The sequence below is a fragment of the [Actinomadura] parvosata subsp. kistnae genome (assembly GCF_900323885.1).
GTDB lineage: Bacteria > Actinomycetota > Actinomycetes > Streptosporangiales > Streptosporangiaceae > Nonomuraea > Nonomuraea composti.
In genome coordinates, this window is sequence record NZ_OOHJ01000018.1 from 908,964 (window position 1) to 932,873 (window position 23,910).

Sequence of the window (23,910 nt, forward strand, 5' to 3'; positions counted from 1 at the left end):
CAGGTCAGGAAGGTATCCCTCGATTATTACCATCGTGTGACGATGGTTTCGGACATCGCGACCCGGGGAACGCCCGCGCATCGGGAAGCCGGGAAAACCGCTGGCGGCCCCTGTAGGTCCCTACGAGAGCGCCGCGCGAGGACCGTAGATCCCTCCAGCCGCCCAGGGGCTCCGGTAGCGTCGAGCCCGAGATGAGACTCGACGGAATCCCCCTTTGGGACGGTACCGAATTCCGCGGCCCGGTCGATCTGACGTGGGAGCCCGACCGGATCACCGGCGTCACCCCCGCCGCGACGGCCCGGCACGGCGACCTGTGCGTGCTGCCCGGCCTGGTGGACACGCACGTCCACCTCGTCGGCTACGCCGGCCCCGGCACGCCGCCCGACTTCGCGACCTGGCCGCTGACCACCACCCGCGACGAGCAGGTGCTGCACGGCGCCGCGCACGCCCAGCGGGCCATGCGGCACGGCGTCACGACGCTGCGCGACCTGGCGGGCGACGAGGCGCAGATCGCGCTGCGCCGCGTCTTCGACGCCGGGGTGCTGCCCGGGCCGCGCATCCAGGTGCACGGCGTCGTCGGGATGACCGCCGGGCACAACGACCTGTTCGTGCCGCCCGCGTTCCCGATCAGAAAGCCGACGGCCGACGGGCCCGACGAGTGCCGCAAGCTCGTCCGCACCTGGGCCAGGGCCGGCATGGACGGCATCAAGCTGACGACCAGCGGCGGCGTGCTGTCCATCGGCGACAAGAACGTGTGGCGCAACTACACCCGCGACGAGATCAAGGCGGTCGTGGACGAGGCGCACGCCCTCGGCATGCTGGTCGCCTCGCACGCCCACTCCGAGGACGGCATCCGCGTGGCCGTCGAGGAGGGCGTCGACTCGATCGAGCACGGCACGCTGATGAGCAAGGACCTCGCCGAGACGCTGGCCGCCCGCCGCACGCCGGTGGCGCCGACCCTGCTGATCAACGAGGCGATCGCCGACGGCCGCGTGCCCGTCACCGACGAGGCCAGGGCCAAGGCCGCCGAGCTGGTCGCCACCCGCGACGTGCTGCTGGCCCAGGCCGCGGCGCTGGGCGTGCGGTTCGTGCTGGGCACCGACGCCAACGGGCACCACGTGCGGTTCGGCGACCAGCTCGCCGAGGTCGTGCACATGACCCGGATCCTCGGCCTCGACGCCGAGTCGGCACTGCGCGCGGCCACCTCCGACGCGGCCGACTCGATCGGTATGCCCGTGGGCCGCGTCACGCCCGGCCTGGGCGCCGACCTGGTCGTGCTGCGCGGCCGCCCGTGGGAGCGCATCGAGGACCTGGCCACCGAGAACATCGTGGCCGTCGTCTCACGTGGCCGGGTCGTCGCGGGCCGCCTGCCCTGACCGCAGCGCCAGGTAGAGATCCGTACGGTCGCGCATCGACGACATGCGCCGGCCGGTCAGCTCCTCGATCCGCTGCATCCGGTAGCGCAGGGTGTTGACGTGCACGTACAGCTCGTCGGCCGTGCGCTGCCAGGAGCCGCACGTCTCCAGGAACGTGTCGAGCGTGCGCAGCAGCTCGGAGCCGTGCCGCGCGTCGTACTCCTCGACGGGGCCGAGCAGGTGGTCGCGGAAGGAGCGGCGCACGCTCGACGGGAGCGCCGCCAGCAGCAGGTCGAAGCTGTCGATGTCGGCCACCGACATGATCGAGACCGGGCCCGGGCCGCCGCGCGCGGACTCCATGCCGCGCCTGGCCGTCTCCAGCGCCTCGCCGAGCTGCGACACGCTGGCCACCATCTCGCTGATCCCGGCCGCGATGCTCACCCCCTGCCGCCTCGCGTCGCCCGGCGCGCCCCGCCCGTCGGGGACGAGGGCGCGCAGCTCGTCGGCCAGGCTCTTGCGCGAGGCGCGGCCGTTGACCAGCACGATCGCCTCCCGTGGGGTGCCGCCGACGATCAGGTGGCGGCCCTTCCTGGTCAGGCCCTCGTGCAGCAGCTCGGGCAGGTCGAGCTCGGGCCCGCCGGTCAGCGTGACCGCCATGGCCGCGGTCGGCAGGCCGGGGTCGGCGCCGAGCAGCCGCAGGTGCGCCGACACCTCGCCGGGCGGGATCTGGCCGAGCACGTCGAGCAGGGTCTGCGCCCTGACCCGCTCGGCCCTGCGTTGCTCGGCGGCGAACCCCTCCGCCGTCACCACCTCGCTGATCGCGCCGAACGCCTGGTCGGGCGCGGCCAGCAGCAGCGGCAGCCGCCGCCGCTCGCAGGCCTCGACCAGCGCCCGCGGCAGCTCGCCGAGCACGATCAGGCCGACCACCAGGCCGGCGACGTCGGCCGCCCACAGCGCGTCGGCGAAGCGCTCGCAGTCGGCCGGCCCGGTGTACCAGACGCCGCTGGTCAGCACGAGGTCGCCGGAGCGCAGGTAGCGGCGGGGGTCGGGCAGGTCCGTCGGGTACGCGCGCAGCACCTCCCGGTCGAGCGGATCACCGGGGCTCGCGGGGCCGGTCACCGGCGTCAGCCGTAGGTCCTCGCGGGCGAGCAGATCCGACAGCCTCATGAAATCTGATGTTATGCCAGCTCAGAGCGGGAGAGTTCAGAGGTTCGCACGATACCTCCACCCTCCTGGGTCCGGTTTACTCGATGCATGCGTCCCAAAGCGGAACTCCACCTGCACATCGAGGGCACCCTGGAGCCCGAGCTCGTCGTCGAGCTGGCCCGGCGGAACCGGATCGACCTGCCCACCTTCGACGTGGAGGCCATCCGCGCGCGTTACTCCTTCGCGAACCTGCAGTCGTTCCTGGACGTGTACTACGAGAACATGGCCGTCCTGCGCACCGAGGAGGACTTCTACGACCTGGCCACCGCCTACCTGCGGCGGGCCGCCGCGCAGGGGGTGCGGCACGCGGAGATCTTCTTCGACCCGCAGGCGCACCTGAGCAGGGGCGTGCCGCTGGAGGTCGTGTTCGGCGGCCTGTCGGCGGCGCTGAAGGACGGCGGGATGTCGGCCGCGCTGATCCTGTGCTTCCTGCGTGACCGGGGCCCCGAGGAGGCCGAGGAGGTGCTGCGGGCGGCGCTGCCGTACCGGGAGCGGTTCATCGGGGTGGGGCTCGACTCGGCCGAGGTGGGGTATCCGCCGTCGCTGTTCCGGCGGGTCTTCGACATCGCCGCCGCCGAGGGCCTGCGCCGGGTCGCGCACGCGGGCGAGGAGGGCGGCCCCGACTACGTGTGGGAGGCGCTGGACATCCTGCGGGTCGAGCGGGTGGACCACGGCATCAGGGCGATGGAGGACCCGCAGCTCGTGGCGCGGCTGCGGGCGGAGCGGATCCCGCTGACCGTGTGCCCGCTGTCGAACGTGCGGCTGCGCGCCGTGCCGTCCCTGCGCGACCACATCCTGCCCGCGATGCTGGACGAGGGCCTGGTCGTGACCGTCAACTCCGACGACCCCGCCTACTTCGGCGGCTACGTGGACGACAACTACGAGGCGCTGCGGCGCGAGCTGGGGATGACGGACGACCAGCTCGACCGGATCGCGCGCCACTCGTTCGAGGCGTCCTTCGCCTACGAGCCGGCCTGAGCCCTTCGAGGCGTCCTCTCGTCCACGAAGCCGCCTGAGCACGCGGATGGGGCCCGCCCTCGCCGGGCGGGCCCCATCAGGACGTCTCGTCAGCCGCTCAGGACACTGCTGAGCAGCTCGTTCAGGAGGTCCAGGTCGAGGATGTCGTTGTCCTCACCGAAGTTGTTCCACTCGCCGAAGTCCCACTTCGTCTCGTCGTCCTTGCCGTGGTTGGGGCCGGGCAGGATGCCCGACTCGGCGGTGACGCTCGGCGCGGCGGCGAGGGCGGTGCCACCGAACATGACCATCCCGCCGACGAGCCCGGCGAGGATAAGTCCGTTTCTATACATTGTGTTTCTCCCTGATACCTCTCGACTACTCTCCGTAGCTATCGGTGGGAAATCTCCCCCTCGCCCCAGTTCGACAAACACCGACATTTCTGCTGTTGACCTGCAAAAATGCCGCGTCTAGTCAAACGGTGACAGAGATCGCCCCACTTGACGCATATGTGTCAGGGAGTGCACAACCGCCGACCTTTTCCTGCCCGAGCCATGACCATGGCCCCCGGCGGCCTATGGAAGGGTCAGGATGACCGGCCCGTCCTCGGTGATGGCGACCGTGTGCTCGACGTGCACGCTCCTGCTGCCGTCGCCGGTGCAGACGGACCATCCGTCGGCGGCCATGTAGTAGCGGTCGCCGCCGCCGGCCATCAGGCTGGGCTCGATCGCGATCACCATTCCGGGCCGCAGCCGCAGCCCGCGCCCGGCGCGCGCCTCGTTGGGCACGAACGGCTCCTCGTGCATGGCCCGCCCGATGCCGTGGCCGCCGAAGTCGTTCTGCATGCCATAGCCGGCGCCGCGCCCGACCGTGGACATGGCGTGCCCGATGTCGCCCATCCGGCCGCCGGGCACGGCCGCCTCGATGCCCGCGGCGAGTGTCTCCTCGGCGACCCTGATCAGCTTGAGGTCCTCCGCGCGCGGCTCGCCGACGGTGAAGCTGACCGTGCCGTCGGCGTGCCACCCGTCGATGTACGCGGCGCAGTCGACGCTGATCAGGTCACCGTCGCGCAGCTCGTACGGCGACGGCAGCCCGTGCAGCATGACGCCGTTGACGGAGGTGCAGATCACGCCGGGGTAGGGCATGGCCCCGAAGGAGGGGTGGTAGCCGAGGAACGACGGCTTGGCTCTGGCCTCCGCGATGACGGTCCGCGCCACCTCGTCGAGCTCCTTGAGCGACACGCCCACGCCCGCCTGCTCGCGCACGGCGGCGTGGACGGCGGCGACGACCTTGCCGGACTCCCGCATCGCGGCGATCTCCCCGGCCGACTTGTACTCGATCACTGCCCCTCCTTGCCGATAACTATACCGGTATTATTATCACGGATCATGGCAGCGTTGGCAGCGTTCACGCCGGGGACCCTCTACCCCGCTCAGTCCATCCCTCTCCTTCCCGGCGTCCAGAACGGCTTCGTCCGCACGTCCCTGCGGTGCCAGCCGCGCTCGCCGACCAGGTGCGCACGGACGGCCTGGATCGTGCGCGCCTCCCCCGCGAGGTAGGCCACCCCGGGCTTCTCCGGCAGCTCCAGCTTCCGCACCGCCTCCACCAGGACCTCCGAGCCCGCCGCGGACGCGTCGCCCCGGCACACCCGCACCAGGCCGCCCGGCAGGTCGAGGTGGTCGTCCGGCGAGCCGGCCTCCACCACGCCGTGCACCTCCGCCCCGGCGGGCAGCGCGCCGAGCATCGCCCCGAACGCCACCGACGCCGTCTCCTCGCCGGCGAACAGGTGGTAGGGCGCCTCCCGCTGGAGCACGAAGCTCCCCTCGGGGCGCATGAAAGAGATCTCCTGGCCGGGCCGCGCGTTCCTGATCCAGGAGACGCCGGGCGAGTCACCGCCGTGGTCGTACCCGATCACGTCGAGGGCCTCCCAGGAGGGGTCGTGGCGCCAGACCGAGTACGTGCGCAGCACGCCGCCGAGCGGCCCGCCCGCACCCACCAGCAGCCGGACGTGCTGCCCCGGCGTCCAGCGCAGATCCGCCAGGGCCTCGCCGCCGATCCTGACCCGGCGCATGCGGGGCGTGACCTGCTCGGTTTCCAGCACCTCGCCGGTCAGGAACATCCGGTCGAGCAACCTGCGGGCGATGGTCCGTCGCACGGCTACCTCCTCCGGGGGTCGAGCTGCTCGATGCGGTGGCGGGCGTCGACGAAGACCTCCTGGATGCGTTCGACCACGCGGGGGTCGCCGTGGGCGTGGGCGAGCGTCTTCACGGCGGCCTTGACCAGCCGCAGCGCGGGGCCGATGATCTCGGCGGCCTCCGGCTCGCGGAACAGCCCCCACTCGCCCCTGCTGGCGGCCCGGCTCCACAGCCGCTCGATCTCCTCGGCCTGCTCCGCCACGACCCGGCGGCCCTCGCCGGTGAGGTGGTGGACCTTGCGGCCGTCGGCGGGCTCGACGCGGACGAGACCCTCGTCCTCCAGCAGTTGCAGGGTCGGATAGATGGAGCCGGCGCTGGGCTCGTAGGTGCCGTTGAAACGGTCGGCGAGGCGGTTCATCACGTCGTAGCCGTGGCCGGGCTGCTCGGCGATCAGGGCGAGGACGGCCAGGCGCAGCTCGCCCGGCCCGAAGAAGCGGCCCGTGGGGCCCATCCCGCCCGCGCCCGGGTTTCGGCGCGCGTTCATCATGTGTCGGATGCTATATCGAACGATATATCGCGGTAAAGACGTACTATCGCGTTTTCACAGAACGATGACGACCTTGCCCTTCGCGTGCCCCCGCTCCACGTGCGCGATCGCCTCGGACACCGCGGCCAGCGGGAAGACGCGCTCGACGACCGGCGTCACCTCGCCCGCCTCGATCAGCTCGCGCAACGCGGCGAGGTCGGCGGCGTTCTCGCGGGTCACGAACGTGGGCAGCGTGTGGCGGACGAACAGGTTCGTGAGGTTCAGCCGGATGACGCGGCCCATCACGCCGACCCAGCGCCCGCCCCCGCCGCTGTTGCTCAGGTAGGCCCCGGCCGGGGTGAGCAGCCGCCGGCACTCCCCCACCGTGCGGTTGGCGATGTTGTCGAGGATGACGTCGTAGCGCCGGCCGGTGCGGGTGAAGTCCTCCTTGGTGTAGTCGATCACGTGGTCGGCGCCGATCGAGCGGACCAGCTCCACGTTCGCGCCGCCGCACACGCCGGTGACCTCGGCCCCGAACGCCTTGGCGAGCTGCACCGCGAACGTGCCGATGCCGCCCGCGGCGCCGTTGACGAGCACCTTCTGCCCCCGCTCCAGGCCCGCCTTGTCGCGTAACGCCTGCAGCGCGGTCATCGCCGACGTGGGCACGGCCGCGGCCTGCTCGAACGTCAGCCCGGCGGGCTTGGCGGCGATCGGGCCACCCTCGGGGACGGCGACGTACTCGGCGAACGAGCCAGGCGCGCAGCCGTACACCTCGTCGCCGGGCTGGAACCGGCTGACGCCCTTGCCCACCGCCTCGACGACCCCGGCGAAGTCGGCCCCCAACCCGGGGACCTTCGGCTTCGACAGGCCGGACACGGCCCGCAGGACGTACGGGGTGCCCCTGAGCAGGTGCCAGTCGCCCGGGTTGACCGCGGCCGCGCGGACCCGGACGAGCACCCCGTCGTCGCCGATCTCCGGCTTGGGGACCTCCTCCAGCTCGATGACCTCGGGCGCACCGTAGACGTGACGGCGAACGGCCTTCATTTCAGCTCCTCTTACACCTGAAAGAAAATACTGACGCATGAAAACAGTACCTCTCGCGAGGCGTTCGCGGGCGAACAAAAAGCGGCGGCCGGGAGGAAGATCCTCCCGGCCGCCGCTCTCTACGGAATCAGGCCTTGAGCCAGCTCATCATCGGGCGGAGCTTGGCGCCGGTCTTCTCGATCGGGTTCTCGGCCAGCTCGTCACGGTAGCGCTGGAACTCCTTCTGGCCGCTGTCGAACTCCTCGACCAACTGGCGGGCGAAGGTGCCGTCCTGGACCTCGGCGAGGATGCGGCGCATCTCCTGGCGCGACTCCTCGTTGATGACGCGCGGGCCACGGGTGTAGCCGCCGTACTCGGCCGTGTCGGAGACCGACCAGTACATCTTCGAGATGCCGCCCTCGTACATGAGGTCGACGATGAGCTTCATCTCGTGCAGGCACTCGAAGTAGGCCACCTCCGGCTGGTAGCCGGCCTCGATCAGCGTCTCGAAGCCCGCCTTGATCAGCTCGGAGACGCCGCCGCACAGCACGGCCTGCTCGCCGAACAGGTCGGTCTCGGTCTCCTCCTTGAACGTGGTGCGCAGCGCGCCCGCGCGGGTGCCGCCGATGCCCTTGGCGTAGGACAGCGCGAGGTCGAGCGCCTTGCCCGAGGCGTCCTTCTCCACGGCCACCAGACACGGCACGCCGCGCCCGGCCTCGAACTGGCGGCGCACGAGGTGGCCGGGGCCCTTCGGGGCCACCATGCAGACGTCCACGCCCTCCGGGGCCTCGATGAGGCCGTAGCGGATGTTCAGGCCGTGGCCGAAGAACAGCGCGTCGCCCTCGACGAGGTTGGGGGCGACGTGCTCGGCGTACAGGTGGCGCTGGATGTGGTCGGGCGCCAGGATCATCGTGAGGTTGGCCTCCTCGACCGCCTCCGACGGCGTGAGCACGCGCAGTCCGTCGTTCTCGGCCTTCTCACGGCTCTTGGAGCCCTCGGGCAGGCCGACGCGCACGTCGACGCCGGAGTCACGCAGGGAGAGCGCGTGGGCGTGGCCCTGGCTGCCGTACCCCAGCACGGCCACGTGGCGTCCCTGAATGATCGACAGGTCGGCCTGGTCGTCGTAGTAAATCTCGGTCACTTGCTCAAAACCTTTCAGGCGGTACGGTCCAGTGCCCTGAGGGACCGGTCGGTGATGGAGCGGGCGCCGCGGCCGATGGCCACCATGCCCGATTGGACGAGTTCCTTGATCCCGAACGGCTCGAGGACCTTCACGAAGGCCTCCAGCTTGTCGGGGGTGCCGGTGACCTCGATGGTCACGGCGTCGGCCGCCACGTCGACGCAGCGGGCGCGGAAGAGGTTGACGAGCTCCAGCACGTGGGAGCGGCTCTCGGAGTCGGCCTTCACCTTGATCAGCATCAGCTCGCGCTGCACCGACTGGTTCGGGTCGAGCTCGACGATCTTGAGCACGTTCACCAGCTTGTTGAGCTGCTTCGTGACCTGCTCAAGGGGCAGCTCCTCGACGCTCACCACGATCGTCATGCGGGAGATGTCGTCGTGCTCGGTGGGCCCGACGGCGAGGGAGTCGATGTTGAACCCCCGGCGGCTGAACAGCGCCGACACCCGGGCGAGCACGCCCGGCCGGTTCTCGACCAGCACGGACAGCGTGTGCCTACTCATCCTCGTTCTCCCACCTCGGCGCCATGTCACGGGCGATCTTGATGTCGTCGTTGCTGGTGCCCGCCGCGACCATGGGCCAGACCATGGCGTCCTCGTGGACGACGAAGTCGACCACGACGGGCACGTCGTTGATCTCCATGGCCTTCTTGATCACGGCGTCCACGTCCTCGGGACGCTCGCACCGCAGGCCCACACAACCATAGGCCTCCGCGAGCTTGACGAAGTCAGGGATGCGGCGGGGGGCCTGCAGGTTGGTGTTGGAGTAGCGCTCGTCGTAGAACAGCGTCTGCCACTGGCGGACCATGCCGAGATTACCGTTGTTGATGATGGCGATCTTGATCGGCACGCCCTCCAGCGCGCACGTGGCCAGCTCCTGGTTGGTCATCTGGAAGCAGCCGTCGCCGTCGATGGCCCACACCGTGGCGTCGGGGCAGCCCATCTTGGCGCCCATCGCGGCCGGCACGGCGAAGCCCATCGTGCCCGCGCCGCCCGAGTTGATGAACGTGCCCGGGTTCTCGTAGTCGATGAACTGCGAGGCCCACATCTGGTGCTGCCCGACCCCGGCCACGTAGTAGGTGTCGGGGCCCGCGATCGCGCTCAGGCGCTCCATGACGTACTGCGGGGCCAGCGAGCCGTCGTCGAAGGTGTCGTAGCCCAGCGGGTAGGTCTGCTTGTAGCCGTTGAGCGTCGCCCACCACTCGTCGTAGTCGCCCTTCTGGCCACTGGCCTGGACGGCGGCGATGAGGTCGGTGAGGACCTCCTTGCAGTCGCCCACGATCGGCACGTCGGCGTGGCGGTTCTTCGAGATCTCGGCCGGGTCGATGTCGGCGTGCACGACCTTCGCGTACGGGGCGAACGACGACAGGTCACCGGTCACCCGGTCGTCGAAGCGCACGCCCAGGCCGATGATCAGGTCCGACTTCTGCAGCGCGCCCACGGCGGAGACGCTGCCGTGCATGCCCGGCATGCCCATGTGCTGCGGGTGGCTGTCGGGGAACGTGCCCCGGGCCATCAGGGTGGTGACGACCGGGATCTTCGTCAGCTCGGCGAGCTGCAGCAGCTCGGCCGACGCGCGCGCCTTGTGGACGCCGCCGCCGACGTACAGGACGGGCCGCTTGGACTCGGCGATCAGCTTCGCCGCCTCGCGGATCTGCTTGGAGTGCGGCCTGGTGACCGGGCGGTAGCCCGGCAGCTGCATGGTGGGCGGCCACGAGAACGTGGTCTCGGCCTGGAGCGCGTCCTTGGAGATGTCCACCAGGACCGGGCCGGGACGGCCGGTGGAGGCGATGTGGAACGCCTCCATGATCGTGCGGGCGATCTCGCTCGCGTCGGTGATCAGGAAGTTGTGCTTCGTGATCGGCATGGTGATACCGGAGATGTCCGCCTCCTGGAAGGCGTCCGTGCCGATCATCGGGGAGGCCACCTGACCGGTGATCGCCACGATCGGCACGGAGTCCATGAAGGCGTCGGCAATCGGGGTCACCAGGTTCGTGGCGCCGGGGCCGCTGGTCGCCATGCACACCCCGACCTTGCCCGTGGCCTGCGCGTAGCCCTCGGCCGCGTGACCCGCGCCCTGCTCGTGCCGTACGAGCACGTGCCGGACCTTGGTCGAGTCGTAGAGAGGATCGTAGGCCGGCAGAATGGCACCGCCCGGGATCCCGAACACTGTGTCGACTCCCACGTGCTCCAGCGCCCTGACCAGGGCCTGTGCACCTGTCATCCGTTCGGTCATCGGCTCGTTCCTTGCGTGGCTACTCGCTTAAGGACATAAAAAATGCCCCTTCCCACCTAGACGGCGGGTCTGGGGCGGCGCGCAGGTCGTCGTGCTTCGCTATCGGCCTGCGCGCCGGCGAAGTACTACGAGAATCTCACTGCGAAGCATGGCCTACACCATAGCCGCTCGGAACGCCATCGCGCCAACTTCGTGGACACAAGTCTCAAACAGTGAGACTCGTACGCATCAGCGAGTCGACCCCGCGCGCCGCCATCGGCCGCGCCACCAAGAAGCCCTGCCCCCTCGTGCAGCCCATCTGCTTCAGCAGTTCGAGCTGCTCAGGACGCTCGATCCCCTCAGCCACCACGATAAGCCCGAGGTCGTGCCCGAGCCGCACGATCGTGCGCGTGAGCAGGGTCAGCGTGTCGTCCTTGCCGAGCCCCGACACGAACGACGGATCGATCTTGATCATGTCGACGGGGAGCTGCCGCAGGAACGCCAGCGAGGCGTAGCCGGTGCCGAAGTCGTCGATCGCCAGCCGCACGCCCAGAGCCCGCAGCTCCGACAGCCGCTTGATCGTCTCCTCGGCGTCCTCGACCAGCATCTCCTCGATCACCTCAAGGGTCAGCATGGACGCGGGCAGGCCGCTCTCCGTCAGCGCCTCCTCGACCGTCTCGACGAACCTGGGCGCCATGATCTGGCGCGCCGACAGGTTCAGCGACAGCCCGATGTCCCACGACGAGGCCCGCCAGGCGGCCACCTCGCGGCACGCCTCCCGCAGGATCCACTCGCTCAGCGGCACGATCAGCCCGGTGTCCTCGGCCGCGTCGAGGAACTGCTCCGGCGGCACGAACACCGACCCGCGCCACCACCGCACCAGCGCCTCCACCGCGGTCACCCGCGAGGTCGCCAGGTCCACCACCGGCTGGTACTCGATCGCGAACTGCTGCTCGATCAGCGCCCGCTGCAGGTCGGCGGCCAGCTCCAGGCGGCGCATCACGTCGGCGTGCATCTGCGCCGCGAACACCTCCACCCGCCGCCCGCCCAGCTCCTTGGAACGGGCCATCGCCACATCCGCGTTACGCATGAGATCGCCCGCCGGCAGGTCGTCCTCGGTGAAGGCGACGCCCACGCTCGCGGTCAGCGCCACGTCGCGGTCGGCCACCCGGAACGGCTCCTGCGAGACCGCGCGCACCAGCCGCTCGGCCAGGTCCACCGCCACCTGCGCGTCGCCGCCCGTCTCCACCAGCACCGCGAACTCGTCGCCGCCCCACCGGGCCAGCGTGTCGTCGGCCCGCACCGCGCCGCGCAGCCTGCGGGCCGCCTGCCCGAGCAGGTAGTCGCCGCTGGCGTGCCCGACCGAGTCGTTGACCGAGGTGAAACCGTCGAGATCGAGGAAGATCACCGCCACGTTCGCCGTGCCGGGGCCCGACGTCCGGCCCGCCAGCACCTCGCGGGTGCGCTCCTCGAAGTAGGCGCGGTTGGGCAGCCCGGTGACGCCGTCGTGGAAGGTCAGGTGGGCCACCTGGTTGCGCAGCGCCTCCTCGTCGCTGACGTCTCTCGTCGTCACCAGCAGCAGGTCTTCGCCGCCCGCGTGGCGGGTCGCCACGGACTCCGTGGGGCGCCAGGTGCCGTCGGCCGCGCGCACCCGGCAGGCGATCAGGCAGGCGCCGGGGGCGGTGTTGTCCTCGTCGAGGTTCATCGCGCGCATGGCGACCTGGATGCCCGGCACGTCCTCGGGGTGCAGGTAGTCGAAGATCGACCCGCCGACCAGCTCCTCAGGGCTGTAGCCGTAGGTGACCTCGACGCCCGCGCCGATCTCGCGCACGACACCCTCGTAGTCGCAGGTGAACACCACGTCGCCGGTGCTCTCCGCCAGCTCCCTGAGCTGGCGCTCGCTCAGCTTGGCCAGCCCGCGCAGGCGGACGTTCGCCGCCGAGACCACGAACAGGCGCACCAGCAGGAGCAGCACCACGGAGACCGCCACCACCACGACGCCGGTCACCGGCGCCCCGGTGCGCCCGCCGGCCTGCTGGACCAGCAGCACCCCGGCGGCCACGGCCACCAGCGCCAGCGGCACGATCGCGACCGCGTGCCCGACCGCCGGCCGGGCCACCTGCCGCACCCGCGGCCCCCACGGGACCGCCGCCAGCAGCAGGAACGCCACAGGCGCGAGCATGACGGCCCACAGCTGCGGCTCGACGTCCATGAGCCGGGCCACCGCCGCCGACAGGCCCGCCACCGTCATCGTGGCCAGCACCCCCACGCCCGCCAGGCCGAGCAGCCAGGACGACGCCTTGCTGGTCAGCACCGACGGCACCACGGCGAACGTCACCAGCAGCCCCACCAGCGGCGGCAGCATGACCAGCGTGAACGCCGGCGCGTCGGCGGTCTCGGCGTACACGTGCCGCAGCGCCACCATCCAGCCGATCAGGAACAGCGAGGCCGCGCACAGGTAGGCGTCGGTGAGATGCCGTAAAGCGAGCCGCGCCGAAAGCTTCCGGTCGGCGGCGATCAACGCGCCGCTCGCCGTGACCACCGTGCCGACCAGCATGAACATGTCCGCGAAGCTGTCGAACGCGTTCTCGGTGAACGGCCGCAGCGCCACCCCCGCCGTCCAGATGACGGCACCGCCGCTCATCCAGCGCGCGGCCATCGCCGCCGGGCGGTGCGTGGCCGCCTGCTTCACCGAGGCGATCAGCAAGGAGACTGCGGCGACCATCGCCGCGATCCCACCGGCGACCGCTCCGGTGACCAAGGCCGGGCTCTCCGTCAGGAGGGCGGCGGCGAACGCCACCGCGCCGGCCGCCGCAGCGGCGGCCGGCGGCACCCGGGGATCACGCCAGCGGATCACAGTCGTTGCCCATCCCGTCTCGAACTCTGCACCAGTGACCGCCGAAGCCCGGTCGATCACTTCGCCAGTGTGTGCTGTCGTGGGTGCGCGGGTGGTGACAACGCCGATGTCGTCACCGATCTGATAACCAGACAGACCAATTGCCGCCAAGAGCTCCTTGACAGTGAGTCAGGAACTCCCTGCAAACGCAACCGTACGCACCGAAGGTCACGGACCAGCCACGTTCGGGGATCCTCTCAGTACGAGTCGGTGATGACATTCTCCAAGGGTTCACCAGCGAGATACCGCTCCACCTGGGCGCGGACCAGCCGCAGCGTGCGGCGTACCGAAGCGGGGGTGCTGCCCGCCACGTGCGGGGTGATCAGCACGCCCGGCGCGCTCCACAGAGGGTGCCCCTCGGGCAGCGGCTCCGGCGCCGTCACGTCGAGCGCCGCGCGCAGCCGGCCGTCCTTCAGCTCCGCCACCAGCGCGTCGGTGTCGACCACCCCGCCCCTGGCCGCGTTCACCAGCACCGCGCCGTCCTTCATCCTGGCCAGGAACGCGGCGTCCACCATCCCCGCCGTCGCCGCCGTCGCCGGCACCAGCAGCACCACCACGTCCGCCTGCGGCAGCAGCGCGGGCAGCTCGTCCATGCCGTGCACGCCCTCCCGGGCGCTGCGCGCCACCCGGACGATCTCCACCTCGAACCCGTCGAGCCGCCGCTCCAGCGCCGCGCCGATCGAGCCGTAGCCGACGATCAGCACCGTCGAGTCGGCCAGCACGTCCGTGTGGTGGTAGGTCCACTCGCCCCTGCGCTGCGCGTCCACGAACCCCGGGAACTCCCTGAGCACCGCGATCATGGCCCCCACCGCCCACTCCGCGGTGCCCGCCTCGTGCACGCCGCGCGCGTTGCACAGCACCGCGCCCTCCGGCATGTGCGGCCGGTACGGCTCCACCCCCGCCGTCACGGTCTGCAGCAGCCGCAACGAGCTCATCCTGGCCAGCGTCCCCGGCACGTCCGGAACCGTCACCAGCGGAGGGATCCACACCTCCACTTCCTCCACCCCGTCCGGCATCGAGGACGTGCCGTCATAGACGGCACATTCGACGCCGGGAAGCTCGGACAGAACATCAGCCACCGAATCGGACGGAACCCAGGTCTTCATGCGGAGAACCTTACGACTACGGGGGAAGTATGGAACACATGAGGAAGCTCTGGACGATCATGCTACTGACCGCGCTCACGGCATGCTCCGGGCTCACGGCCTGCTCCGACCGCGGCGGAGAAGTCCTCCCCACGGCGGCCGTGTCGGCGGGGCCCGCCCCGAGTGACCCCAAGGACATCGTGACCGGGCTCGCCGTGCCCTGGGGCATCGCGTTCCTGCCCGGCGGCGACGCCGTCGTCACCGAACGCGACACCGCCCGCGTCCTCCGCATCACCCCCATCGGCCGGGTCACCGAACTCGCCAAGATCGAGGACGCCCGCCCCGACGGCGAAGGCGGCCTCCTCGGCGTGGCCGTCAAAGACGACCAGATCTTCCTCTACTACACCGGCGAGCTCGACAACCGCATCGTCCGCTACCGCCTCACCGACGGCGGGCTCACCGACCAGCAACTCCTCGTCCAGGACATCCCCAAAGGCGGCATCCACAACGGCGGCCGCCTCGCCTTCGGCCCCGACGGCTACCTCTACGCCACCACCGGCGAAACCGGCGACCGCTCACTCGCCCAGCGCACCGACTCCCTCGGAGGCAAGATCCTGCGCATGACCGTCGACGGGGCACCCGCGCCCGGCAACCCGTTCGGCACGCTCATCTACAGCTACGGCCACCGCAACGTCCAGGGCCTCGCCTGGGACGGCTCCGGCCGCCTGTACGCCTCCGAGTTCGGCGCCAGCACCTACGACGAGGTCAACCGCATCCAGCCCGGAGGCAACTACGGCTGGCCCGAGGTCGAGGGGCGCGGCAACGACCAGCGCTACATCAACCCCATCCTCACCTGGTCCACCTCCGAAGCCTCCCCCTCCGGCATGGCCTACGCCAACGGCTCCCTCTGGGTGGCCGCACTACGCGGCGCCCGCCTGTGGCAGATCCCTCTGGGCGAGGACGGCTCCGCCGGCGCCCCGGTGGCCCGCTTCACCAACCGCTACGGCCGCCTCCGCGCCATCGCCGCCGCACCGGGCGGGGGGTTGTGGGTGGGAACGAGCAACAAGGACGGCCGCGGCTCCCCCCGGGCCGGCGACGACCGCCTCATGTCCGTCACCCCCTCCTGACCCCCGCCCCGCTCGGGCACGGCGATCCTCCGCCCGCTACGGCACCGCACGGGCGGGCGCGGGCGGGACGCGACGCGAGCGAGGCACGGCAAGGCCCAGCGCAGGCGCAGCACGGCTGCCCTCCCCCCTCGAAAGGACCTCAGCCCGCTACGGCGCCGCACGGGCGGGCGCGGCGCGGGCCGGCGGGGCGGGACGCAGCGCGAGCCGGCGCGGGGGCAGCGCGAGCGAGGCGGGGCAGGGCGAAGCGCAGGCGCAGCGCGGCTGCCCTCCCCTCGAAAGGACCTCAGCCCGGCAACAGCGCCGCACAAGCTGAGGTCCTTTCGAGGCGAGGAGGCGCAGCGACGCGAGTAACGCGCGGCACGGGGCGGCGTGGACGTGGCGCGGCCAGCGCGGACGCGGCACCGCGAGACCGCCGCACGGGGCGGCACGGCGGCGCGGCGCGGCAGGGCGGGAGCGCGGCACGGCGGCCCTGGGGGGCGGGGCGGCACAGGCAGGCGCAGCGACGCGAGCGGGGCCCGGCACCGGACGAGCGGGGCGGGCGCCGGCACGGGACGAGCGGGGCGGGCGCCGGACGAGCGGGGCGGGCGCCGGCACGGGACGAGCGGGGCGGGGCGCAGGGCAGCGCCCTCTCCCCCGGAAGGACCTCAGCCCGCTACGGCGCCGCACAGGCCGAGGCCCTGGGGTGTGAGGCCCAGGGGCCGCGGGCCGGGGCGTCAGCCGGTGCCGGTTCCCGTGCAGGTGACCTGGGGTTGGGGCCGGTACTTGGTGGTGAGTTTCTTGTCCTTCTTGACCACCTTGCCGTCCTTGTGGAACACGCGGGTCACGTCGATCGTGAACCCTTGCTCCCCCACCGTAGGCAGACAGTCAGGAGCCGAGCTGCTCTCCCGCCGGAACGGCGTGAGGTCGCGCCGCTCCGATTCCACGGCCTCGACCCGGTCGTACCGTTTGGTGCTCCAGAGGGAGACGGTCACGGAGGTGTCGGTGAAGGCGGTCTTGATGAGCACCCCGTACTCGGAGTCGTTGCGCCACTTGAGGTCAAGGTCGGGGTACAGGAGCGCGGCGTCCCGCCCGGCGGGGTAGCGGGGCGCGTAGTAGTCCATCGGCTGGTGTTCGACGTCGTCGAAGCCGCCGAAGAAGGCCGCGTTGTACATGGTGGTGGCGAACTGGGATCCGCCGCCGCCGACGATGTTGACCATGCGCCCGCCGACGATCTGCCCGGCTTCGACGTATCCGTCCTCGACGGTGGGTTCGCCCACGACGTCGTGGAGTGAGAACGTGTCGCCGGGTTTGACGAGGTGCCCGTCGACTTCCTGTGCCATCCGCTGGATGTTCTTGACCCGGGCCTGGCAGCAGTCGTAGGTGGTGGTGAACTCGCCGACCAGTTCCTTGATCCCGAGGCCCTGGATCTGGGAGGTGTCCACGGTGGGCGCGACGGTGCCGAGCCGTACCGGGATGGTGCGGGTCCCGCCGTCGGCGAAGACCTTCTCGGCGTCCCTGGCGAGCAGCTTGTCGTTGACGCCACGCCCGGTGCGGGCGGGCACGAGGACGGGCTTGCCGTTGACGATCTGGTAGGAGGCGTCGCGGGGTTGCTGGGCGGCGTCGACGAGGCCGCCGCCGACGGCGGCGAGCACCTTCTTGGCGTCGAACTCGGGCGCGAGGGTGCCGTCGCCGTCGGAGTTGTACGTGAGGTTCGCGGCGATCATGGCCGGCGGGACCTGCACCTGCTTGGCCCCGAGCGTCAGCGTCAGGGGCGCGGCGACGGCGGCCCTGGCCTTGGCGAGGGCGGCGGTGACGGCTTCTGGGGTGGTGGCGGGCTTGGCGGGCCTGAGCGTGAGGACGACGGGCCCGCCGCCTTTGAGGAACGTCTCGCTGATCCTGCGTACGGCGTCGTCGCGGTCGAGCAGCACGCCGTCCTCGGGCTGGCGGGCCTTGGGCCGCAGGCCGGTGAAGGTGACGCGGCCTTCGACGGCGGGCTTGTCGATGCTCTCGGCGAGCCCTTCGACGGTCCGGGTGAGCTGAGAGGAGTCGACGCTGATGCGGGGCTGCAGCTCGGTGGTGCCGAAGAGCCCGCGCCACACTTCCTCGGGGGTGGGGAACCCGCTGGGCGCCTGCCCGATGGTGGCGACGACGTCGAGCTCCAGTCCGGCCTCGTCGGGCTGGATGGTGTCCTTCTTGCCGCCGATGTCGGCGACGACGGGCTTGCCGAGCTTGGCGGCCAGCTCGGTGCGGAGCTTGTCGGCGGCCTGGGTCACGGTGAGGCCGCCAATGTCGACGCCGGCGACGCGGGTGCCGCGCAGGACGGAGCCGGACATGAGGACGGCCGGCACCACGTACGCGAGCGCGGCCAGTACGAGCGCGAGCACGACGAGGCCGGGCAGCAGCCGGCGGCGCCGGGGCGGTTCTGGCTCGAACGGCGAGGGCCGTTCGGGCGTGCCGAACGCGGTGGCGGGCCGGCTCTGCGGCTCTTTGTCGGCGGCCATGGGCCAGGGCTGCGCGGGCGGCGCCACCGGGGGCAGCGCGGGCTTGCCCGACGTACCGTCCGGGGCGCTCGGGCCTTGGGCCGGTCGGGGCTCCGTTCGCTCCGGCGGGCCGAAGATGTCCCGGGAGACGCCCGGGGGGAGTCCTTCGATCCGCGGCTTCCTGGAGACGGCCGACGTGGGTAAGGGCACCGAGGCGAACGGGTCGGTCGGTGATTCGATCGGTCCGGCGTTACGCACGCCTCAATCTCCTCCCGGTCCGCAGCCAAGTCTCAGGCAACAGTAAGGCACGCGGATCCGCATATGTCACGGGAAATGGCTACGGAAATGTGTCAACCTAGCCACCGGTAGCGATGTTCGGGCCGGCCGGCCGTGCCGTATCGCGGCCGGAGCTCGGCTTGTCCCGCCGCGCACAGGTGTTCCAGATAGCGGCGGGCGCTGACCCGTGACAGGCCGGTGAGCTCGGCGGCCTCGGCGGCCGACAGGTCGCGGCCCGCTTCTCGGAGGGTATCGGCGACCAGCGCGCACGTGGCCGCGGACAACCCTTTCGGCATGGGCACGGCGGTCTTGAGGGTGCCGAAGAGCCGGTCCACGTCGTCCTGGCGGGCTTCGGGGCCGATGGCGGTCAGGCGGTTGCGGGTGTCGGCGTACTGCTGGAGCCGCTCGGTCAGGGCGGCGGCGGTGAACGGCTTGATGAGGTAGTTGAAGGCGCCGCCGCGCATGGCCTCCCTGACGGTGGGCACGTCGCGGGCGGCGCTGATCATGAGGACGTCCACGTCGTGCAGCGCCTTGAGCACGTCCAGGCCCGACATGTCGGGCAGGTAGATGTCGAGCAGCACGAGGTCGGGCCGCAGCTCGGCCGCCGCCGCCAGCGCCTCGGCGCCACTGTGCGCGACGGAGACCACGCTGAAGCCCGGCACCCGGCCGACGTAACCGCTGTGGATGCGGGCGACCATGAAGTCGTCGTCGACGACCAGTACGCGAATCATGAGCCTGCCTTCACCGCCGGGAGCAACGCGGTGAAGACCGCCCCGCCCGCGTTCCGCACCCGTACCCAACCGCCTCTGCGCAGGCACACCTGCCGGGTCAGCGCCAGCCCCAGCCCGCGCGGCCCCGCCTTGGCGGCCTTCGTCGTGAACCCCTCCCTGAAGACCTCCTCCACCAGGTCGGGCGCGATGCCGGGGCCGGAGTCGCCGACCCGGACGCGCAGCCCGCCGGCGTCGGCCTGCACCGAGACCTCGATCGTGCCCTGCGCGCCGTCGAGGGCGTCGATGGCGTTGGCGACGAGATTGCCGACCACGAGCACGGCGTCGCGCGGGTCGCCGATCAGGCCCTCCGGCACGGAGGAGTCCTCGGCGAGCACCAGCTCGGCCCCGCGCTCGGCCGCCTCGGCGGACTTGGCCAGCAGCAGCGCGGCGAGCGTCGGGTCCTGGATGCGCTCGCGCAGGTCGGTGGCGTACGCGCCGTGCGTGGTGCGGGTGATGAAGCCGATGGCGGCCTCGTGCTCGCCCAGCTCCAGCAGCCCGACCACGGTGTGCATCCGGTTGGCGAACTCGTGCGCCTGCGCCCGCAGCGCCTCGGTGGCGCTGCTGGCGTCGTCGAGCTCGCGGGCCAGCCGGATCAGCTCGGTACGGTCGCGCAGGGTGACCACCCAGCCGCGGTGCCGCCCGCGTACCCACACCGGGGTGCGGTTGAGCACGAGCACCCGGTCGCCGTGCAGGACGATGCGGTCCTCGCCGGGGTCGGCGCCGCCGAGCACGTCCCGCATGCGCTCGGAGACCGGCATCCGCGTCAGGTCCGCGCCGACGTCCCCGAGCAGCTCGCGGGCGGCGTCGTTGACCAGGGTCACTCTTCCCTCCAGGTCGAGCGCGAGCACGCCCTCCTTGACGCCGTGCAGCACGCCCTCGCGCTGCTCCAGCAGCGCGGCGATCTCGCGCGGCTCCAGCCCGAACGTCTGCCTGCGCACCCGCGCGGTGATCAGCGCGGCCAGGGCGAGCCCGGCCAGCAGCACGGCCAGCGCGGTCCACAGGAGCGGCGGCAGCGCCTGGAAGACCTGGCTGGTGACCGTGGTCTCCAGCACGCCGACGGAGACGAGGCCGATGACGGTGCCGTACTCGTCGCGGATCGGCGCCTTGCCCCTGACCGTGGTGCCGATGGTGCCGGTCTCGGTGCCGACCCAGCTGCGGCCCGTCCGCAGGACCGTGCTGCCGTCGGTGGACAACCGTTTGCCGATGAGGGAGGTGTTGGGGTGGGCGTAGCGTTTCTGCTCGGTGTTGGCGATCACGACGTAGTCGGCGCCGGTCTCGTGCTGGACGCTCATCGCCAGCGGTTGCAGCACGCTCTCGGGGCGTTCCAGCCCGAACGCCTTCCTGACCTCGGGCAGCCCGGCCACCGACTGGGCGATCGCCAGCGCGCGCTGCTGGTGCAGCGCGTCGAGCTGGTCGCGCGTGTGCTCGGCCCACACGCCGCCGGTGCCTCCGACGGCGAGCAGCACGATCACCATCTGCAGCACGAACAGCTGGGTCCCGAGGGAGGCGTCACGAACCCGTCTCATCAGGCCCATGGAAACAGCCGCAGGTCACGTCCGGGTCGCGACCAATACGACCACTATGACGCCAAGCGTGCAAAGGCTCGACGCGCGAGGGAAGGAACCTCACCATGCCAGTTCCATAACGGTGAAATCCCCCCTGGAGTGATCATGCGCTTGCGCGTACTCGCCGCCCTCGCGGCACTCTCCCTCGGCGCGCTCACGGCGTGCGGCCAGTCGGGCGGCGGCACGTCCGCCGCCGGCCCCTTGCGGATCATGGCGCCGGCCGCGCCCGGCGGCGGCTGGGACCAGACCTCCCGCACGGCGGAGCAGGCGTTCAAGGCGGCCGACCCGAAGCGCAAGGTCGAGGTGTTCAACGTGCCGGGCGCCGGCGGCACGATCGGGCTGGCGCAGCTGGCCGGCGAGAAGGGCAACGGCAACCTGCTGATGACGATGGGCCTGGTCATGGTGGGCGCCATCGAGCAGAACAAGTCGAAGGTCACGCTCGCCGAGACCACGCCCATCGCCAAGCTGACCGAGGAGTACGAGCTGGTCGTGGTGCCGGCGCAGTCCCCGTACAAGTCGCTGGCCGACCTGGTGGCGGCCTGGAAGGCCGACCCGGCGAAGGTGTCGATCTCGGGCGGCTCGGCGGGCGGCACCGACCACATCGTGGCCGGGCTGATGGCCAAGGCCGCCGGCGTCGACCCCAAGCGGGTCAACTACATCGCCCACTCGGGCGGCGGCGAGGCGCTGAACGAGCTGCTCGGCAACAAGGTCAGCGTGGGCATCTCGGGCGTGGCCGAGTTCGCGGAGCACGTGAAGTCGGGCAAGCTGCGCGCCCTGGGCGTCACCTCCGCCGAGCGGGTGCCCGGCCTCGACGCCCCCACCCTCAAGGAGGGCGGCCTGGACGTCGAGCTGGCCAACTGGCGCGGCTTCGTCGCCCCCGCCGGCCTCTCGGAGGCCGACAAGAAGGCGCTGACGGACGCGGTCACCAAGATGCACGACTCCCAGCCGTGGAAGGACGCCGTGACCAAGAACGGCTGGATCGACTCCTTCCAGACCGGGCAGCAGTTCGCCGACTTCCTCGGCGCCGAGCAGACCCGGGTCAAGGGCATCATCGCCGAGATGGGGCTCGTCTCCTGATGATCGGCCGTTGGTGGCGGCCCGAGCTCGGGCTGGCGGTCGTCGTGCTGGTGCTGGGCGTGCTCGTCGTGGTCGGCACGCTCGACGTGTCCGCGGCGGCCTCCCAGCTCGGCATCGGGCCGCGCTTCTTCCCCATGCTGGTGGGCGGCGCGATGGTGGTCGTCGGCCTGTTCTACGTGGCCGACGTGCTGCGCGGCGGCCACGGCGACCCCGAGGAGAGCGAGGACGTCGACGCCGAAGCCCCCGCCGACTGGCGCAGCGTCGGCCTGGTCAGCGGCATCTTCCTGGCCTTCGCCGCGCTCCTCGACCTGCTCGGCTGGATCATCGGCGCGAGCCTGCTGTTCTTCGCCCTGTCGATCGTGCTGGGCGCCGAGCACCGGCTGCGGGCCGCCGTGGTCGCGGTGGTGCTGGGCCTGGTTACGTACCTGCTGTTCGTCAAGGGCCTCGGCGTGAGCCTGCCCGGCGGGGTGCTGCCGCTATGACCTCGCTGCAGCTCCTGCTCGACGGCTTCGCCGCCGCGCTCACCCCCGTCAACCTCCTGTACGCGCTCATCGGCGTCACCCTCGGCACCCTCGTCGGCGTGCTGCCCGGCATCGGGCCCGCGATGACCGTGGCGCTGCTGCTGCCGATCACGTTCACGGTGCCGCCGGCCAGCGCGTTCATCATGTTCGCCGGCATCTACTACGGCGGCATGTACGGCGGCTCCACCACCTCCATCCTGCTCAACACGCCCGGCGAGTCCTCCTCCATGATCACCGCGCTGGAGGGCAACAAGATGGCCCGGCGCGGGCGCGCCGCCCAGGCGCTGGCCACGGCCGCCATCGGCTCGTTCGTGGCCGGCACCATCGCCACGGCGCTCCTCGTCGTGGCGGCGCCCGCGGTGGTCAGCTTCGCGATCGCGTTCGGCCCCGAGGACTACTTCGCGCTGGCCATCCTCGCCTTCACCGCCGTGTCGTCGGTGCTGTCCCGCTCCATCGTGCGCGGCCTGGCCTCGCTCGGCCTCGGCCTGGTCATCGGGCTGATCGGCATCGACCAGCAGACCGGGCAGGCCCGGCTCACGATGGGCATCCCGCAGCTCCTCGACGGCATCGACGTGGTGATCGTCGCGGTCGGCCTCTTCGCCCTCGGCGAGGCGCTCTACGTCGCCTCCCGGCTGCGCCACGCGCCGCCCGAGGTCGTGCCGGTCGGCCGGGCCTGGATGGGCCGCTCCGACTGGCGCCGCTCCTGGCTGCCCTGGCTGCGCGGCACCGCCCTGGGCTTCCCGTTCGGGGCGCTGCCCGGCGGCGGGGCCGAGATCCCCACGTTCCTGTCGTACGCGGCCGAGAAGCGCCTGGCCCGCGGCGTGGCCCGCGAGGAGTACGGCAAGGGCGCCATCGAGGGCGTCGCCGGCCCCGAGGCGGCCAACAACGCCTCCGCCGCCGGCACGCTGGTGCCGCTGCTCACGCTCGGCCTGCCCACCTCGGCCACGGCCGCGATCCTGCTGGCCGCCTTCCAGCAGTACGGCCTGCAGCCCGGCCCGCAGCTCTTCGACCACAACCCGGCACTGGTCTGGGGCATGATCGCGTCGCTGTTCATCGGCAACACGATGCTGCTGGTGCTGAACCTGCCGATGGCCCCGCTCTGGGCGCGCGTCCTGCGCATCCCCCGGCCGTACCTCTACGCCGGGATCGTCCTGTTCGCCGCCCTCGGCGTCTACGCGCTGAACGGCAGCGTGGTGGACCTGTTCGTCCTGTACGTGCTCGGCCTGCTCGGCTACGCCATGCGGCGCTTCGGCCTGCCCGTCGCGCCCGCCGTCATCGGGATGATCCTCGGCCCGATGGCCGAGATCCAGCTCCGCCGGGCCCTGGCCATCGGGGCGGGCGACGTGAGCGTGCTGGTGCGCAGCCCGATCGCGGCCGTCCTGCTCGCGCTGTCGGCGCTGGCGCTGCTCGCGCCCGTGCTCAGGAAGCTCCTGGCCCGCCGCGGCCTGGCGCCCGCACCCTCGAACGACGAGTAACGCGCGCCCCGGCGGGGAATCCCCCGGGGTGGTTCTTGGCTGACGGCCCCGCCGATCTGTCCGGATCGA

At 71.5% G+C, this 23,910-nt stretch carries 20 protein-coding genes; 6 read left to right on the top strand and 14 right to left on the bottom strand.

Translation table 11 applies throughout. From position 1 onward, the window contains the following. Positions 1 to 191: 191 nt before the first annotated feature. Complete coding sequence (locus KIS93_RS24270) at positions 192 to 1,376, top strand: metal-dependent hydrolase family protein (RefSeq protein ID WP_080045502.1); 1,185 nt, start codon at positions 192 to 194, stop codon at positions 1,374 to 1,376. On the opposite strand, the gene KIS93_RS24275 is transcribed toward KIS93_RS24270, so the two are convergent. Further along, complete coding sequence (locus KIS93_RS24275; protein ID WP_080045501.1) at positions 1,341 to 2,522, bottom strand: PucR family transcriptional regulator; 1,182 nt, start codon at positions 2,520 to 2,522, stop codon at positions 1,341 to 1,343. The genes KIS93_RS24270 and KIS93_RS24275 overlap by 36 nt on opposite strands. A gap of 87 nt (positions 2,523 to 2,609) precedes the next feature. On the opposite strand from KIS93_RS24275, the gene KIS93_RS24280 reads away from it, so the two are divergent. Next, positions 2,610 to 3,539, top strand: coding sequence for an adenosine deaminase (locus KIS93_RS24280; RefSeq protein ID WP_080045500.1), 930 nt, complete (start codon positions 2,610 to 2,612; stop codon positions 3,537 to 3,539). A gap of 89 nt (positions 3,540 to 3,628) precedes the next feature. On the opposite strand, the gene KIS93_RS24285 is transcribed toward KIS93_RS24280, so the two are convergent. The 10 genes from KIS93_RS24285 to KIS93_RS24330 all read right to left on the bottom strand — a co-directional run bounded on the left by KIS93_RS24285 (position 3,629) and on the right by KIS93_RS24330 (position 14,592). Continuing rightward, positions 3,629 to 3,868: a hypothetical protein gene (locus tag KIS93_RS24285; RefSeq protein WP_155129175.1), complete on the bottom strand. Its 240-nt coding sequence runs from the start codon at positions 3,866 to 3,868 to the stop codon at positions 3,629 to 3,631. A 222-nt stretch (positions 3,869 to 4,090) separates the two neighbouring features. Next, positions 4,091 to 4,858 carry a type I methionyl aminopeptidase gene (gene map / locus KIS93_RS24290; RefSeq protein WP_080045498.1) on the bottom strand — a complete coding sequence of 256 codons (768 nt, stop codon included), beginning with the start codon at positions 4,856 to 4,858 and terminating at the stop codon, positions 4,091 to 4,093. An 89-nt stretch (positions 4,859 to 4,947) separates the two neighbouring features. After that, positions 4,948 to 5,670: a siderophore-interacting protein gene (locus KIS93_RS24295; RefSeq protein ID WP_222107617.1), complete on the bottom strand. Its 723-nt coding sequence runs from the start codon at positions 5,668 to 5,670 to the stop codon at positions 4,948 to 4,950. A 2-nt stretch (positions 5,671 to 5,672) separates the two neighbouring features. Next, positions 5,673 to 6,197, bottom strand: a complete 525-nt coding sequence (locus KIS93_RS24300) for a PadR family transcriptional regulator (protein WP_080045497.1) — start codon at positions 6,195 to 6,197, stop codon at positions 5,673 to 5,675. A gap of 54 nt (positions 6,198 to 6,251) precedes the next feature. Beyond that, positions 6,252 to 7,220, bottom strand: a complete 969-nt coding sequence (locus KIS93_RS24305) for an NAD(P)-dependent alcohol dehydrogenase (protein WP_080045496.1) — start codon at positions 7,218 to 7,220, stop codon at positions 6,252 to 6,254. Between the two features lie 127 nt (positions 7,221 to 7,347). Continuing rightward, positions 7,348 to 8,331, bottom strand: a complete 984-nt coding sequence (ilvC, locus tag KIS93_RS24310; protein WP_080047534.1) for a ketol-acid reductoisomerase — start codon at positions 8,329 to 8,331, stop codon at positions 7,348 to 7,350. A gap of 23 nt (positions 8,332 to 8,354) precedes the next feature. Next, positions 8,355 to 8,879 carry an acetolactate synthase small subunit gene (ilvN, locus tag KIS93_RS24315; protein WP_080045495.1) on the bottom strand — a complete coding sequence of 175 codons (525 nt, stop codon included), beginning with the start codon at positions 8,877 to 8,879 and terminating at the stop codon, positions 8,355 to 8,357. Further along, positions 8,872 to 10,611: an acetolactate synthase large subunit gene (locus KIS93_RS24320; RefSeq protein WP_080045494.1), complete on the bottom strand. Its 1,740-nt coding sequence runs from the start codon at positions 10,609 to 10,611 to the stop codon at positions 8,872 to 8,874. The genes ilvN and KIS93_RS24320 overlap by 8 nt, the downstream gene beginning before the upstream one ends. A 205-nt stretch (positions 10,612 to 10,816) precedes the next feature. Further along, positions 10,817 to 13,447: a putative bifunctional diguanylate cyclase/phosphodiesterase gene (locus tag KIS93_RS24325; protein WP_230465820.1), complete on the bottom strand. Its 2,631-nt coding sequence runs from the start codon at positions 13,445 to 13,447 to the stop codon at positions 10,817 to 10,819. Positions 13,448 to 13,683: 236 nt separating this feature from the next. Beyond that, positions 13,684 to 14,592: a 2-hydroxyacid dehydrogenase gene (locus KIS93_RS24330; RefSeq protein WP_080045493.1), complete on the bottom strand. Its 909-nt coding sequence runs from the start codon at positions 14,590 to 14,592 to the stop codon at positions 13,684 to 13,686. Between the two features lie 38 nt (positions 14,593 to 14,630). Between KIS93_RS24330 and KIS93_RS24335 the strand changes: the two genes are divergently transcribed. After that, positions 14,631 to 15,698, top strand: coding sequence for a PQQ-dependent sugar dehydrogenase (locus tag KIS93_RS24335; RefSeq protein ID WP_080045492.1), 1,068 nt, complete (start codon positions 14,631 to 14,633; stop codon positions 15,696 to 15,698). A gap of 713 nt (positions 15,699 to 16,411) precedes the next feature. Here KIS93_RS24335 and KIS93_RS24340 read toward each other — a convergent pair. The 3 genes from KIS93_RS24340 to KIS93_RS24350 form a co-directional block, all read right to left on the bottom strand. Continuing rightward, on the bottom strand, positions 16,412 to 18,415 hold the full coding sequence (locus KIS93_RS24340) for a VanW family protein (RefSeq protein ID WP_080045491.1): 2,004 nt from the start codon (positions 18,413 to 18,415) through the stop codon (positions 16,412 to 16,414). Positions 18,416 to 18,507: 92 nt separating this feature from the next. Beyond that, positions 18,508 to 19,164 (bottom strand): response regulator, encoded by a 657-nt coding sequence (locus tag KIS93_RS24345; RefSeq protein WP_080045490.1) that lies wholly within the window; start codon positions 19,162 to 19,164, stop codon positions 18,508 to 18,510. Continuing rightward, on the bottom strand, positions 19,161 to 20,729 hold the full coding sequence (locus tag KIS93_RS24350) for an ATP-binding protein (RefSeq protein ID WP_230465819.1): 1,569 nt from the start codon (positions 20,727 to 20,729) through the stop codon (positions 19,161 to 19,163). The genes KIS93_RS24345 and KIS93_RS24350 overlap by 4 nt, the downstream gene beginning before the upstream one ends. A gap of 144 nt (positions 20,730 to 20,873) precedes the next feature. Here KIS93_RS24350 and KIS93_RS24355 point away from each other — a divergent pair, with 144 nt between their 5' ends. The 3 genes from KIS93_RS24355 to KIS93_RS24365 are packed head-to-tail and all read left to right on the top strand — an operon-like array spanning position 20,874 to position 23,841. Continuing rightward, the gene (locus tag KIS93_RS24355; protein WP_155129172.1) at positions 20,874 to 21,845 is read left to right on the top strand and encodes a tripartite tricarboxylate transporter substrate binding protein; all 972 of its coding nucleotides are present in this window, start codon (positions 20,874 to 20,876) and stop codon (positions 21,843 to 21,845) included. Further along, entirely contained in the window at positions 21,845 to 22,327 is a 483-nt protein-coding gene (locus KIS93_RS24360; protein WP_080045488.1) for a tripartite tricarboxylate transporter TctB family protein, read from the top strand. Before KIS93_RS24355 ends, KIS93_RS24360 begins: the two co-directional genes overlap by 1 nt. Continuing rightward, complete coding sequence (locus KIS93_RS24365) at positions 22,324 to 23,841, top strand: tripartite tricarboxylate transporter permease (protein ID WP_080045487.1); 1,518 nt, start codon at positions 22,324 to 22,326, stop codon at positions 23,839 to 23,841. The genes KIS93_RS24360 and KIS93_RS24365 overlap by 4 nt, the downstream gene beginning before the upstream one ends. The last annotated feature ends 69 nt before the right edge of the window (positions 23,842 to 23,910 follow it).